The organism is Iodobacter sp. (assembly GCF_025352645.1).
GTDB lineage: Bacteria > Pseudomonadota > Gammaproteobacteria > Burkholderiales > Chitinibacteraceae > Iodobacter.
In genome coordinates this window covers 1-14,800 of sequence record NZ_JANXSO010000142.1, presented here as the reverse complement: position 1 = coordinate 14,800, position 14,800 = coordinate 1, and the positions used below count along the sequence as shown (strand labels likewise).

General features: G+C 46.1%; 10 protein-coding genes and 1 pseudogene. 8 read left to right on the top strand and 3 right to left on the bottom strand.

The features are described 5' to 3' along the window. Nucleotides 1–42 precede the first annotated feature (42 nt). The 6 genes from Q0R17_RS16365 (at nt 43) to Q0R17_RS16340 (ending at nt 8,694) form a co-directional block, all read left to right on the top strand. Nucleotides 43–873: a Stp1/IreP family PP2C-type Ser/Thr phosphatase gene (locus tag Q0R17_RS16365; protein WP_293936817.1), complete on the top strand. Its 831-nt coding sequence runs from the start codon at nt 43–45 to the stop codon at nt 871–873. 167 nt (nt 874–1,040) lie between these two features. Next, nucleotides 1,041–1,742: an FHA domain-containing protein gene (locus Q0R17_RS16360; RefSeq protein ID WP_293936816.1), complete on the top strand. Its 702-nt coding sequence runs from the start codon at nt 1,041–1,043 to the stop codon at nt 1,740–1,742. A gap of 2 nt (nt 1,743–1,744) precedes the next feature. Further along, entirely contained in the window at nt 1,745–3,955 is a 2,211-nt protein-coding gene (locus Q0R17_RS16355) for a CHASE2 domain-containing protein (RefSeq protein WP_293936815.1), read from the top strand. A 15-nt stretch (nt 3,956–3,970) separates the two neighbouring features. After that, complete coding sequence (locus Q0R17_RS16350; RefSeq protein WP_293936814.1) at nt 3,971–4,735, top strand: MBL fold metallo-hydrolase; 765 nt, start codon at nt 3,971–3,973, stop codon at nt 4,733–4,735. Between the two features lie 7 nt (nt 4,736–4,742). Next, on the top strand, nt 4,743–7,097 hold the full coding sequence (locus Q0R17_RS16345; protein ID WP_293936812.1) for a GspE/PulE family protein: 2,355 nt from the start codon (nt 4,743–4,745) through the stop codon (nt 7,095–7,097). Nucleotides 7,098–7,104: 7 nt separating this feature from the next. Next, complete coding sequence (locus Q0R17_RS16340) at nt 7,105–8,694, top strand: HD family phosphohydrolase (RefSeq protein WP_293936809.1); 1,590 nt, start codon at nt 7,105–7,107, stop codon at nt 8,692–8,694. A gap of 3 nt (nt 8,695–8,697) precedes the next feature. Here the strand turns inward: Q0R17_RS16340 and Q0R17_RS16335 are convergent, their stop codons facing one another. From Q0R17_RS16335 to Q0R17_RS16325, 3 genes are all read right to left on the bottom strand, one after another. Beyond that, nucleotides 8,698–10,059 carry a TolC family protein gene (locus Q0R17_RS16335; protein WP_293936807.1) on the bottom strand — a complete coding sequence of 454 codons (1,362 nt, stop codon included), beginning with the start codon at nt 10,057–10,059 and terminating at the stop codon, nt 8,698–8,700. Nucleotides 10,060–10,139: 80 nt separating this feature from the next. Further along, on the bottom strand, nt 10,140–12,341 hold the full coding sequence (locus tag Q0R17_RS16330) for a peptidase domain-containing ABC transporter (protein ID WP_293936805.1): 2,202 nt from the start codon (nt 12,339–12,341) through the stop codon (nt 10,140–10,142). 193 nt (nt 12,342–12,534) lie between these two features. After that, nucleotides 12,535–13,203: a peptidase MA family metallohydrolase gene (locus tag Q0R17_RS16325; RefSeq protein WP_293936803.1), complete on the bottom strand. Its 669-nt coding sequence runs from the start codon at nt 13,201–13,203 to the stop codon at nt 12,535–12,537. Between the two features lie 567 nt (nt 13,204–13,770). On the opposite strand from Q0R17_RS16325, the gene Q0R17_RS16320 reads away from it, so the two are divergent. Next, complete coding sequence (locus tag Q0R17_RS16320; protein WP_293936801.1) at nt 13,771–14,220, top strand: YaiI/YqxD family protein; 450 nt, start codon at nt 13,771–13,773, stop codon at nt 14,218–14,220. Between the two features lie 242 nt (nt 14,221–14,462). After that, nucleotides 14,463–14,800, top strand: a pseudogene (locus tag Q0R17_RS16315) (methyl-accepting chemotaxis protein); the annotation flags it as partial.

The window sequence follows — 14,800 nt, the reverse complement described above, 5'->3', positions numbered from 1 at the left end:
AAGCATTCGCAATTGCCGGATTAATACAGACCAGAGAAGCACATGCCTAATCTCTCACAAGCATTAGAAATGGCCGGATTAACCGATGCCGGCCTAGTCCGTGACCATAACGAAGACACCATCCATTTCGATGCCGAAAAAGGTTTAGTGGTGCTGGCTGATGGCATGGGCGGTTATAACGCAGGAGAAGTAGCCAGCGGCATTGCAGTAGAAATGGTCTGCCATGTTGTACACGACGCCATGCAATCCAATGCCCCCTTGCATTTACAAAGACCAGATAGCCTATGGCCAGCAGCCCACGATGTGCTGATGGCCGCTGTGCACTACGCAAATCAATCTATATATGGCACCTCGCAAAGCCAGCCACAATGCGCAGGCATGGGCACTACTCTAATCTGTGCTTTATTTTATGACTCTAGAGTTGCGGTAGCACATGTTGGGGATTCAAGGGTTTATCGTCTGCGCGCAGATGAATTTTTGCAACTCACCCGCGATCACTCCTACCTACAAGAGCAAATTGATAGTGGCTTGATTACGCAGGAAGAAGCCAAGCACTCAGAACATAAAAACTTAGTAACGCGTGCCGTAGGCATCGATAGTGGGGTACAAGCCGAGCTACACGAATACCCCGTGCTGCCAGGTGATATTTATCTATTTTGCTCGGACGGCCTCAGTGATATGGCCGATGAAGCCGATATTGCCGATACCATCATTGCGTTTAATAATAATTTAGCGCTTAACGCCACACAATTGGTTCAACTTGCCAATGACATGGGGGGTAAAGACAATATTTCCGCTATCTTAGTCAAGATTAAAGCAGACTTTCCTGCCAGTAGCGGCCTTTGGTCAAAAATGAGTTCATGGTTTGCTTAGAAGAAATTTTTCCGGTGCTTAGAAGTGATGATTTAAGCTGAGTACTATAAGTAGTATTGTGCAATCTTAACGTAGTGTTGAGCTTTGTTTCACTCAGCACCCAGCGACTGCAATCCAAATAGAGATGTGCGCTACTGCTTAGGTTCAAATAAATAAGAGATAGAATAATGGCAAAAATAACGCTTAGCCTTGATGGAACCTTAGTTAAAGAAATTAAACTTAATCGTGAGGTTTTTACGATTGGCCGCCGCCCGAATAATGATATTCAAATTGATAACCTTGCAGTATCCGGTGAGCACGCAACCCTAACAATGCGGGGCAGCGAGGTCTTTATTGAAGACCTAAACAGCACCAATGGCACAAAAGTAAACAACCAAGATGTGCAAAAACAGCATTTAAAAGACGGCGATGAAATTCTGATTGGCAAACATATTTTGCACTTTTTCAGTGAAAAACCCTCTGAAAATACTGATTTTGAAAAAACCATGATGCTAGGGCGCCCTCCTATTGCCAGCGCACCCAAACCAGCAGCAGCGGCCCCCAGCGTGCCCCCCCCAACACCATCATCTAGCGAGCCTCAAGCCGAAGCAGCCAATACCACGCCACGCTTAGGCGTCATCAGAGTGATGAGCGGGGGAAATGCAGGCAAGGAGCTTGAGCTCAGCAAAAATCTCACCACACTCGGCAAAACCGGTGTGCAAGTTGCAGTGATTACGAAGCGCCCACAAGGCTATTTTCTAACCCATGTGGAAGGCGATCATCCCCCCACCGTAAATCAAAAAGAGATTGGCACCAAAGCACATCAACTACAGGAGGAAGACACCATTGAGCTGCTTGGCACCAAAATGATGTTCTTCTACCGCACTTAGTTATGAAAGCCAGCATACGCAAATTTCTGCCACAAGTATTACTCGGTAGCCTGCTGCTGCTGCTGGCCTTTATGCATGTGCTGGGCGCGCCACGCCTTCCTACGCTTAGCCAAATCGATGTTTATCTTTATGATGTGCGTTTACGCCTAAGCATGCCAGGGGGGGTGGATCAGCGCATTGCGATTGTAGACATCGATGAAAAAAGCCTAGCCGAGCTAGGTCGATGGCCGTGGCGGCGTGATCATTTAGCCAAATTAGTGGATCAACTTTTCGATCATTACCACATTAAAGCGCTGGGCTTTGACGTGGTATTTGCTGAGCCAGACGAAAGCTCTGGCTTGCCAGTACTGCACCGCTTAGCTAACAATGAGCTGCGCAATAATCCCGCTTTTCAAACCGAGCTAGCCCGCATCACCCCTGAGCTAGACACCGATGCACGCTTTGCCAAAGCGCTCAGTAATCGCCCAATTGTTACTGGTTTTTATTTTAGCAATGAAGCCAAAGCGGTTTCGAGTGGCGCCCTCCCCCCGCCTATCCTAGGCAGTAGTGATTTAGCCACGGTAGCCACACATATTTGGGGCGGCAAAACCTATGGCGGTAATCTACCCAACTTACAAACAGCGGCCGGTCATGGCGGGCACTTTGTGCCTGTGGTCGATAAAGATGGCGTAGCAAGGCGTGTACCGCTGGTCGCTAGAGTGGGCGATCAATATTATCCAGCTCTGGGGCTAGCATTAACCCGCATCGCACTAGGGCAAGAACGCTTTAATCCGGTTATTGAAGAAAGCGCTGATGGCACTTTTGCACTTGAAGCATTTCGGCTTGGCCATCGAAACTTGCCAGTTAATGAAAGTGGCTGGGCGTTAATTCCATATAAGGGGCCAGAAGGGAGCTTCCCTTATGTATCGGCCACCGATGTTATTTCTGGAAAAGTAAACCAAGCAGCACTCAAAGATCGCATCGTATTACTAGGCACTACCGCTCCAGGGCTAAAAGACTTACGCGTCACCCCCGTAGGAGAAGCCTACGCAGGGGTAGAAGTGCATGCCAATTTAATTGCCGCTATTTTGGATGAAACCCTGCCACAGCATCCTGGCTATTTATTGGGTGCAGAGTTTTTACTCTTACTGATTTTAGGCCCGCTATTGGTTTGGCTTTTGATTCGATTTTCGCCATTAATTGCCAGCATCACTTGCCTGATTTTATTACTGCTGCTTTTTGCCGGCAATGTCGCCCTTTGGCGCTATGCCAATCTAGATATGCCCTTAGCCGCCTCACTCATGCTGATTATTGGGCTATATACCCTCAATATGGCCTATGGTTATTTCTTTGAAAGCCGCCGCAAACGTCAGCTCACCCAGTTGTTTGGGCAATACGTCGTGCCAGAATTAGTTGAGCGCATGAGCGAAGATCCAGAAAAATACACCATGGTAGGCCAAAGCAAACCACTCTCAGTGCTGTTTACCGATGTAAGAAGCTTTACCCAAATCTCTGAAGGCATGCCCGCTGATGAGCTAAGCCGGTTTATGAATGAGTTTTTAACCGAAATCTCCACCGTGATTCGCCACCAGCACTTGGGCACCATCGATAAATACATTGGCGATTGCGTTATGGCGTTTTGGGGCGCGCCAGTGTTTGATCCCGATCATGCCAAAAATGCCGTTTTGGCAGCGCTAGAGATTCAAGTCGCCATCGATAAACTCAATCCTAAGCTTTCCGCACGCAACTGGCCTGAGATTTCCGTTGGGGTGGGGGTGAATACCGGCAATGTCACGGTAGGCGATATGGGTTCGCAATTTCGGATGAATTACACCGTGATGGGCGATGCCGTTAATTTGGCCTCAAGGGTTGAAAGCCTAACCAAATACTATGGCGTGAGTATTTTAGTCAGCGAATACACCCGCAGCGCGGCCCCAGATCTGGTCTACCGCGAAATTGATCGGGTGCGCGTAGTGGGCAAAAACGATGCGGTTACTCTGTACGAGCCGCAAGCCTTAGCTAGCGATAAGAGCAGCGAATTAGCGCTATTTCATGAGTGCCTTAAACTCTACCGCAAACAAGAATGGGATTTAGCCGAGATGCAATTGCTTAATCTGCAAAAACTAGACGCCGATTGCAAGCTTTACACACTATATTTACAAAGGATTCAAAGCTTTAGAAAAAATCCACCTCCAGCAGACTGGGATGGCATTCATAACTTCGATAGCAAATAGCACCAAAGGCTGCTTATGCAATTACGAATATTGGGATGTAGTGGCGGAATCGGCGGAGCAAACCGCACCACGTCTTTTTTGATCAATGATTCAATTTTAATTGATGCAGGCACAGGCGTAGGCGACTTAAGCTTTACCGCCCTCACCCGAGTTGAGCATGTATTTCTCACCCACACCCATCTCGATCATATTGCCTGCCTTCCTATGCTGGTTGATACCATTATGGGCAGCCGTAATGCGCCACTCACGGTATACGCCACTGAAATCACCCTTAATGTTTTAAAAAAACATATTTTTAACTGGGCAATTTGGCCAGACTTTAACAAGATTCCCAATGCCAAAGCGCCCTTTATGCGCTACTCAATACTGGAGCTTGGGCAATCCTGCACTATCGATCAATGCACCATTACCGCCATCCCCGCCGTCCACACCGTGCCTGCCGTCGGTTATCAGCTCGATAGCGGTAAAAACTCGGTGATTTTTAGTGGAGACTCCGTCTGTAGCCCCGCGTTTTGGGACATCGTGAATGCCACCGAAAATCTTAGCCATTTGATTATTGAAACTGCATTTAGTAATCGCGAATACGAGCTAGCCAACGCCGCCAAACACTTTTGCCCGCTCACCTTGCTAGAACAGCTCAAGTTTTTAAACCGACCAGCCCAAGTACTGGTTACCCACTTAAAGCCCGCCGACTCTGAACTCACGATGCAAGAGATTTTGCGGGATCATTCAAACGTCACCATTAGCCGCTTAGAGCAGAGTCAAATCATCACTTTCTGAGTAAATCATGAGCCAAAAAGATAATGCCTTGCGCTTTATGCATGAACTACAAGGGCTGACCAATCGCATTCATGCGACGCGGCATATCGATGAGATTTTGCTCGAAATTAGCGCTGAAGTGTGTATGGTGTTTGGCGCAGAACGGCTTACTATTTATGTTGCCAACGATACCGGCAATGAAATGACTTCAAGGGTTAAAACAGGTTTAGAAGGCTTTAAAGAGCTGCGAATTCCGGTGAACGACCGCAGCGTGGCAGGCTTTGTTGCCAATCATAAGCAGCTAGTAAATATTCGCGATGTTTATAACTCAGAAGAGCTAGCCAGCTACAGCCCTACCCTACAATTTTTGCAAGCCGTCGATAAGCAAACCGGCTTTCACGCTAGAGAAATGCTTGCAGCCCCACTTTTGGCAGAGCTAGATGGCACCCTCATTGGGGTAGTGCAGCTGATCAATAATAAGCAACAGCAGCCCTTTGAAGTGCAAACCGAAGAAGGAATCCGGCTGCTGGCCAAAACACTCGCCATTGCTTTGCAACAAAGGCAGCAACAGCCTTTCCCTTTTTCTCCACAGCATAAATATGGTGGTTTAGTGGCCGCCAATGTCATCACCCAAGCTGCGCTGCAAGTAGCCTTGCGTGAAAGCCATCGCGATAAACTTGATCTAGAAGCCCTCCTCAGCGAAAAATACCAAGTCCCCCTCGCGGCACTTGGGCAATCGCTCGCTGGCTATTTTGGGGTGGCATATGAAGCCTTTAAGCCCGATAGAATCAAGCCACAAGACTTACTAAAACATATCAAACGAGAATACGCAGCAGAGAACGAATGGCTACCTGTAGATGAGGAAAAAGAAGGCATTATTATCCTGACCACCGATCCCGAGCGTATCCGTGCCAGCCATACCGTGGCCCATGTTTTCCCCAATAAAAAAGCCATTTATCGCGTCACCACCAAAACCGAGTTCCAACAAACACTGGATTTATTTTTTGGCGAGCAAAGCAGTGATAGCAATATCGATACCCTGCTCTCCAATATGGTGGATGAAGAAGACGCCGAGCCTGTATCCCCCGAAGAAATCTCGGCGGCGCAAGACAATGAACTGGTTAAACTGGTGAATCAGATTATTGTTGAAGCCTATAAAACCGGCGTGTCCGATATCCATATTGAACCATCACCTGGCCACGAAAAAACCCGTATTCGCTTTCGCCGCGATGGCTCTTTAGTGCATTACAAGGAAGTGCCTGCGTCCTACCGCAGCCCCTTAGTGACCCGCATCAAAATCATGTGCGATTTAGATATCTCAGAAAAGCGCAAGCCACAGGATGGCAAGATTAAGTTTAAAAAATACGTACCAGGCTACGATATTGAGCTGCGCGTAGCCACCATCCCCACCCAAGGCGGCGTTGAAGATGTGGTGATGCGCATTTTGGCCTCGGGTGAGCCACTGCCGCTAGATAAACTAGCGCTTTCTACCCGCACCATCACCAATTTGAAAAGCGTGATTGCCAAGCCCTATGGTTTGTTTTTTGTGTGCGGGCCAACCGGCTCCGGTAAAACCACTACCCTACACTCAATTTTAAAACACCTTAATACCCCAGACACCAAGATCTGGACCGCAGAAGATCCAGTAGAAATCACCCAAAAAGGCCTACGGCAAGTACAAGTCAATAATAAGGCGGGGCTGACTTTTGCCACCATTATGAAAGCCTTTTTACGCGCCGACCCTGACATCATTATGGTGGGGGAAATGCGCGATAAAGAAACCACCAGCACCGGTATTGAAGCCTCGCTGACTGGGCATTTGGTGCTTGCTACCCTGCACACCAATAGCGCGCCAGAATCGATTATTCGCCTACTAGATATGGGAATGGATCCCTTCAATTTTGCCGATGCCCTGCTAGGTATTTTGGCGCAACGCTTAGCAAAAAGACTATGCAAATGCAAAGAAGCCTATATAGCAGACTCAGCAGAAATCAAGTCCATGCTGCATGAATACAGTGTAGAGCTACAGCAAACGACCGACTGGCAGAAGGACCCCGAACTCGCCTTAGAGACCGTATATAAAGACTGGATAGCCCAATTTTCTAATAAAGAAGACGCTGGCACACCAAGCCAATTCACCTTATACAGGCCCCAAGGCTGCGATGCCTGTAATCACACTGGCTATAAAGGGCGACTTGGCTTACACGAGCTATTAGTTGGTACAGATACGGTAAAAAAGCAGATCCAAGAACACGCCCGAGTCGCCGAGCTACTTGCCACCGCTTTAGAGGAAGGTATGCGTACTCTTAAACAAGATGGTATTGAGAAAGTACTACAAGGCCTCACCGATATGGCGCAAATTCGCGCCGTGTGCATCAAGTAGGTGCAAGATGTTAAGCCACGATATCCTTCACGAGCGCTTAGAAAAACTCAATGCAATTGGCATTGCATTATCTTGTGAAAATCATATCGACAAGCTAATGGAAACCATCCTCATTGCCGCCAAGCACTTAGTGAATGCCGATGCAGGCACACTTTATATTGTGAAAGACGGCGCACTCTATTTTCAGATTGTAATCACCGAATCGCTTGGCATTGCCCTTGGTGGCACCACCGGCCAACCCACTAATTTACCGCCAGTCATGCTACGCCACACCGATGGCTCGCCCAATTTAAATAATGTGGTGGCTTGCGCCGTTAATAAAGATATCACCATTAATATTGAAGACGCCTATACCGCCAAAGGCTATGATTTTTCAGGCACCAAAAACTTTGATTCCAGCACAGGCTACCGCTCTAAATCATTTTTAACGGTGCCCATGAAAAACCATGAAAGAGAAATCATTGGCGTATTGCAATTAATTAATGCCAAAGATCAGAATGGGGAATTAAGCTATTTTGATGAAGATAGCCAAAGCATGGCCGAATCGCTCGCCTCCCAAGCCGCCATTGCCCTCACTAATCGCCGCTTAATTCATCAACTAGAAGAACTGTTTGAATCTTTTATTAACTTAATCAACTTAGCCATCGACGATAAATCACCCTATACCGGCGGCCATTGCCAGCGTGTTCCTGCTCTAACCATTATGTTAGCCGAAGCAGTAAATCAAGCCAATTACGGCGCTTTAGCTGATTTTAAAATGGATAATAGAGACCGCTATGAATTAAAAATTGCAGGCCTATTACACGATTGCGGAAAAATAACCACCCCCGTACACGTTGTGGATAAAGCCACAAAATTACAAACTATTTTTGATCGCATTCATTTAATAGATACGCGTTTTGAAGTACTAAAACGGGATGCAGAAATTGATTATCTACGCGGAAAATCCACAGAAATAGAATGGAAACAGCGGGTAGAACAAATCGAATCAGATCGATCTTTTTTGCAGCATGCCAATACCGGCGGGGAGTTTATGCCCGATGCTGCTTGCGAGCGGGTAAAAACCATTGGGCAGCAAATTTGGCTAAATCCTGAAGGGGAAACCAGTGATTTTCTTTCCAGCGAAGAAATAGAAAATCTATCCATTGCCCGAGGCACACTCACTGGCGCAGAGCGGCAAATTATTAATCACCATATTGAAGTCACCATCGAAATGCTGGAATCCCTGCCTTGGCCCAAGCATTTAAAAAACGTCGCCGAATTTGCCGGAGGCCACCACGAAAGAATGGATGGAAAAGGCTATCCCCGCGGCTTAAAAAAAGAACAAATGAGCGTTCAAGCCCGCATTATGGGTATCGCCGACGTATTTGAAGCCCTCACCGCCCGCGATCGCCCCTATAAAGACGGCATGAAAATATCCCAATCCCTCACCATCCTCGCGCGCATGGCCAAAGATCAGCATATCGACGTCGATTTATTTGAGATTTTTGTCAAAGAAAAAGTATGGAAAGACTACGCCGAGCTATTTCTAGGGCCATCGCAAATTGATGAGGTGGATGAAGAGAAGTTGTTGAGGATTGCGATGGGGAAGGATTAAATATCATTTAATCGCCCACATCCCCAACACCCCGATATGACTTGCCAATTGTAATCGAGCCGTTCTCCATTCTGCTAAGGCACGAATTCGCTGCTGCGAGGAATTGGATAATGTTGATTGTGCATTGGTTAATTCTAAAATAGTGGTTACGCCTAGCTTATAACGCTCTTGAGCTGCATTAAATTGTAATCGGGCGCTATTCAAAATGACTTTGGTATTTTGCAGGTTTTCAGTGTTCGTTCTAAATATTTGATAACTGCTCCATACATTTTGAGCCACCTGCTGCTCAGCAGCACGCAATACTTGCTCTTGAATATCCTCAGCCACCATGGCGCTTTTTACTTTATAAAAAGACGAAAATCCGCTAAACAAAGGTATTTCAATTTGCAGGCCAATATAGCGATCATGTGTGGTGGAGAGTGGCTGGCCCATTTCTGGCCCGTAATTAACCGGCTGCCTAGTACGTGTAGCCCGCCCTGTTAAGCTAAGCGTTGGTAAATCCTCAGCAAGCGCCGCATATTTACTGGCTTTAGCCGCGGCTAAATTAGCCTGTGCAGCGGCAATCGCTGGGTGGCTTTGTTTGGCCTGCTCCAGTAATAGACTCACACTTTTTACAAAAGCCGTGCCTTCGAGTTTTTCATCATCCACGCTTAAAACGAATTGTGTTTCTGGCGACAAGCCCATATCCACTGCCAGCAAGCCTTGGCTACTGATCAATTCGCCTTCTGCCCGCGCCAGATTAAACGCACTCTGTGCATACTGAGTCTGCGCTTGCAAAACATCACTGACTGGTGCGATGCCATTTTTATAACGAGCCTCGGCAGCATCTAGGCTGGTTTTGCTCGCTTTCTGAATTTCGCGGGCTGAATCCACACTCGATTTGGCAGCAAGCGCCAAATAATAATCCTTAGCGGTGGCAGCAAATACCGAGAGCAAGCTAGCCTGATGATTTTGAATAGCCGCCATTAATAATTGCTGGGCACTTTCTGCTCTTGCTCGCTTTGCACCAAAATCAAACAACACCCAGCTTAAATTCAAGGCTTCGCTACGCACGGTAGTGCGGCTATCAGATGAAAACTGCTCATAATCACCCACTGAAGAGTAGGCATGGCTGCGGCTTGCTTGCACCGAGCCGCTGATAGCCGGAAGCAGAGCGCCCTTAGCTAAGCCTTCTTGAGCAGCTTGCTGTTTGATATTCAGCCAAGCACCTATCGTTTGAGGATTGCTACATAAGGCACGCTCCACCGCCTCGTATAAGCTCAACGAGCTAGCTGCTTTGCCCTCGAAGCAAGGGGTGATTTTTTCCCCTGCCAGCATAGCGCCAGTTACAGCGATATCTGGCGTTGTTAACAGGGGATCAGACAAATCCAAGGCCCAGCTAGGAAAACTGAACAACGCGGCCACGAATACAAATTTTGAAGACGAATTGCAAAAATAACTGAGCCTCATACCGCAGCCTCGGCCAATTGAGCATCTACCGGTTTCTTATGCTCAAAAACAATTCTGCCACCCGCTAATTCCAATGCGCGATCCGCCGAAGCAATCGTTTCGGGTCTATGGGCAATCAGTAAAATTGGAATCCCCAATGTGCGTAATGTTTGGCTGACTCGCGCTTCGTTCATTACATCCAAATGGCTAGTTGCTTCATCCAGCAGCAGTAATTTTGGCTGTTTATATAAGGCACGCGCCAATAATAAACGCTGCTTTTGCCCGCCCGATAAAGTGCCACCCATTTCACCCACCAAGGTTTGATAGCCCATCGGTAAAGCTTCAATATCCCAATGCAACTCGGCGAGTTGCGCACAATGCTCGGCCCGCTCTGGATCGTAATCATGCGAAAAGAAAGTGATATTTTCTAAAATAGAGCCACTAAATAGCTGATCCTCTTGCAGCACCGTACCAATATGATTGCGTACCAGCGTAAAGCCATACTGCTTACTATCTTGCCCCAACACGCGTACCCCGCCCGCTGTGGGCTGATACAGACCCAATACCAATTTAAGCAGGGTGGTCTTGCCTCCCCCTGATGCCCCAATCAAGGCCACCACCTCTCCCGGATACACGCTGAGTGAAACATCCGACAAAATTTCTCTCTCACCCTGCCCATAGCTAAAACTGGCATGGGATATTTCTAATACCGGCTGATCCGCAGCCAAGACCAAGGGCCGATTAAACGCCACCGGTAGCAGACCACTCGCGGAACTGGCTTGCTCACTCCCTTCACTGGCTTTAGCGGCATTTTCTACTGGGGTTAATACAATATCTGCCAGCCGCTCGTTATAAACATCCAACATGCGATATTCAAACACCTTATTAATTAAGGATGAAATACTGCCCGAAAAACGCCCCTGAAACGACATATACGCCACCAGCATCCCCACCGAAAACTGGCCGGATAACACCGCCTTAGCGCCAAACCACATCACCGCAGCGGACACCAAGCTACCAATCAAAGTATTGATAATGCCGTAGACCATGCCTAATTTGCTTTCACGTAATTGGGCATTGCGGCGCTCTACATTTAAATTGCGCCACGCCGATTCACGTCGGCCCATTGCGCCATTCACCCGCAGGCTGAGCACGCCACGTAAGGTTTCCAGAAAGTGGCTTGATTCTTTAGTGCCCGCAATCCAACTGTCTTCAGACGCCTTACGCATAGTGTCAAACCACATCCAGCGCATTAAGCCATAAAGCACCGCCGCTGCAATCGCCACCATCGACAAGGGAATGCTATACATCAGCATCATTGCCAAAGTGCCGACCACCAATAGAATATCTAGCAACGCTTCCAAAATACTATTGGTCAAGCTGTGCTGAATAGTATCGACCGCCGCAAATTTGGCGCTGATATCACCAATATGGCGTTTTTCAAACCAATCAATCGGCAGGCGCGTTAAATGATGAAAGACATTGGCAGTCCATTGCATATTGAAATTAACGGCCATAGAAATGGTCGCCCATTGCCGCGCCAAGCCAATTAAAGTTTGCGTAGCCGTCAGCATCAACATGCCGATAATCACCAAGGCCAGTAGGCTGTCATCCCGAGCCACCAGCACTTCATCAATCACAATCTGATTTAAAAATGGCCCAGCCAAAGCCAATGCTTCCAACACCAAAGCAAAACAAAAAATACGCCCCAAGGCAGCTTTTAAGCCAACGGTGCGGCCAATTAATTCAAATAAATGAATTTTTTTACGCGCATCGGCTTTTTGAAACGAATGGGTTGGCGATAACTCCAGTGCCACACCGGTGAAATGTTTATTCACCTCGGCAAAGGAGAGTTTTAATACCCCACGTGCAGGATCATGAATCTCCACCACCTTGCCGCTCACCGCCTTAAGCACCACAAAGTGATTTAAATCCCAATGCAAAACGCAAGGCATTGCTAATTGGGATAATTCATCAAGTTCCAAGCGCACCGGCCTACCCGACAAATGCATCGCCTCCGCACATTCAATTAAACGTGCAAAGCTCATACCGTGTTGAGAAACACCAAAATGCCCGCGTAAAGTAGGCAAATCAATTTTATAACCATGCCAACCAGCGACCATGGCTAAACAAGCCACACCACATTCAGCGGCTTCGGTTTGGCGGATGAGGGGGAGGCGTTTAGACCAGCCCCAATTTAAGTCATTAACAATATTCATACTTAAGCGAACACCAAAGTAATAAACCGCATTATTCTTATTCGATTAGACAAATGAATAGTTTTAATTTGGCAATGAAGGAACCAAGATCCGCGAACAAACTAGAATGGATGCAAGACTAACTCGATAGTTTTATTTTTTGATTACCTATTAATTTTTCTAACAATGACTTCAATACATGGCAAATAATAATTTATTTTCCCCCATTGCAATAATCGACAATTACCTTACCAATACTATCTTCACCTGCCTTGTGCACCATATCATTAACATAATATAAAGCTGCTCCATACGATAGTACTGGGTCAACCCGTGTAATCAAATTCCATTTATCATTATTTTTCATCACATAATCTATTTCCATATTATTTTTTTCCGCACTAGCTAAAAAATTAGCCCTAGAATACCGCTCATCATCACTAACAAAAACAGCAATTCCTTCTGACAGCCACTCTGGCATTTGATCTTTTCCATTACACTTCATATTTGCGGTCGCCACATGAGTTAACTCATGTGTCAATATTTTTCTATTAGCACCATTCCTATTTACCGCAACAATGTGCCCTTCTATTGTAATTGCCTTTTCAAAACTAGCATAACCATATGAAGGTGAGAAAATTCTATAACACCAATTAGTACGACATATAAAAATAATAGATTTTTTGGGTGCCCACAATTTAACCTTTACCGTTTCTATAGATTGGTCAATTAGCGTAACAATATCTTTGATTACATACTCATTCTGAACAAATACTGTATAATCAGAATTTCTGTGTACATTAAAATTAGTGTAAATTAAAACAAATATAAACAAAATAAAACAAACGCCCACAAACAAAAAATAACGGATAAACTTTAACATAACAAAATCCATACAAAATATTTTTATAAATAAAAAATACATTCATAAATTAATTTCAAAAAATAGTTATGGATGCGTTTTTCACACTTATTCTAAACATTAAAAACATTTAATCCCCATTGTTTCGTTCCCACCAAGCCACCAATCATTTAATTAAAGCCACATTTAAAATATGCACTACAGCTTTACACAGATTATTTATAAATAAATTAATTAATTAATTAATGCGTAAGTACCCAAGCATAAATTATCCAAACTTTTTAAATCATGCATTTTTCGTAGGGTGCAAAACGCCGTAGGCGTTACGCACCAAGGGCTGGTGCGCAAGAAAGGCACTTGCACACCCTACGAAAATCACATATTTTTTCCTTTAAAAATACGTGATAACTTATATCGAACTACTTAGCTCGCGATCAAAGCGAGTTAGAAAGGGATAATCCTTACTATTTTGAGCGCGAAATATTATTTTTATAATTCACTCACAGAGTGGCATCACCATCATCAGTAAGAAACCCATTGCCTACACGCGCTATAATTTGCCGCTATAACAATACATAGGTCTACACCATGCAAATCTGGGTCGATGCCGATGCCTGCCCCAAGGTGACTAAAGAAATTTTATTTCGCGCAGCAGAGCGCTGCAAAATCATCTGCACTTTTGTAGCCAATCAATATATTCAAACCCCACATTCGCCTTTTTTAAAATCACTGGTGGTAGAACAAGGCTTTGACGTGGCCGATCGCCGCATCGTAGAGCTATGCGCAGCAGGTGATTTGATTATTACCTCAGATATTCCGCTTGCATCAGACGTGATTGCCAAAGGCGGCTTGGTGCTGGATTCACGTGGCGAGCGTTTAAGTAAAGAAAATATCGGCGAGCGCCTGAATATGCGTGACTTTATGGACACCTTACGCGCCAGCGGCATCGACACCGGCGGCCCGAGTGCCATGAGTACCGCAGACCGGCAAAACTTTGCACGGGCGCTGGATAGTTTGCTCAATAAAGCGCAGCGATAAATCCTAACGCTGGTTTATCGGCCACAAATAGGCAAATAAACCAGCGAAACCCCGCGAAAAAAGCATCTCACCAACTCATTTTGCTTAAATTAATAGTATGGGATGAAGTCCCCGTTCATCCTTCCTCTTTGTATACGTACTGACCGCATTGTCACATTAAAACAATTGTTTTAAAGTCTGGCGTATTCGCGGCCTTTCTACATGCTTGCGTTCCTATAAAAACACCACAGCTCGGAGCTTGCATGCAATTACATTCTCTTACCGAATGGTTTATCCCTGCTGAAGTTCGTCAGCGCCCAGAGCTATTTATTCGAGCGCAAACGATTGTAAATGCGGCACTCTCTGCGGGGCTGATTGCGCCACTGTTTGCCTTGTCTTATTACAAGCTAAATCACCCTGCGATGGCCAATGGTATTTTGCTGGGATGCTTAGCCCTCTTGATCGGGGTTTTTATCCTTAAAGCCAGTGCCATGGTGCAGCTGACGGCTGAATATGTGGTGCTTTGCCTGTTTTCCTTGGTCGGCTGGATGGTGTATGTGAATGGCGGCATTATGTCGACCAGCATTGTTTGGTACGCCGC

What these genes read in the sequence shown, in the direction of transcription:
- Q0R17_RS16365 (WP_293936817.1), top strand. Translation starts at nt 43, where the DNA reads ATGCCTAATCTCTCACAAGCATTAGAAATGGCCGGATTAACCGATGCC.
- Q0R17_RS16360 (WP_293936816.1), top strand. Translation starts at nt 1,041, where the DNA reads ATGGCAAAAATAACGCTTAGCCTTGATGGAACCTTAGTTAAAGAAATT.
- Q0R17_RS16355 (WP_293936815.1), top strand. Translation starts at nt 1,745, where the DNA reads ATGAAAGCCAGCATACGCAAATTTCTGCCACAAGTATTACTCGGTAGC.
- Q0R17_RS16350 (WP_293936814.1), top strand. Translation starts at nt 3,971, where the DNA reads ATGCAATTACGAATATTGGGATGTAGTGGCGGAATCGGCGGAGCAAAC.
- Q0R17_RS16345 (WP_293936812.1), top strand. Translation starts at nt 4,743, where the DNA reads ATGAGCCAAAAAGATAATGCCTTGCGCTTTATGCATGAACTACAAGGG.
- Q0R17_RS16340 (WP_293936809.1), top strand. Translation starts at nt 7,105, where the DNA reads ATGTTAAGCCACGATATCCTTCACGAGCGCTTAGAAAAACTCAATGCA.
- Q0R17_RS16330 (WP_293936805.1), bottom strand. Translation starts at nt 12,341, where the DNA reads ATGAATATTGTTAATGACTTAAATTGGGGCTGGTCTAAACGCCTCCCC.
- Q0R17_RS16325 (WP_293936803.1), bottom strand. Translation starts at nt 13,203, where the DNA reads ATGTTAAAGTTTATCCGTTATTTTTTGTTTGTGGGCGTTTGTTTTATT.
- Q0R17_RS16320 (WP_293936801.1), top strand. Translation starts at nt 13,771, where the DNA reads ATGCAAATCTGGGTCGATGCCGATGCCTGCCCCAAGGTGACTAAAGAA.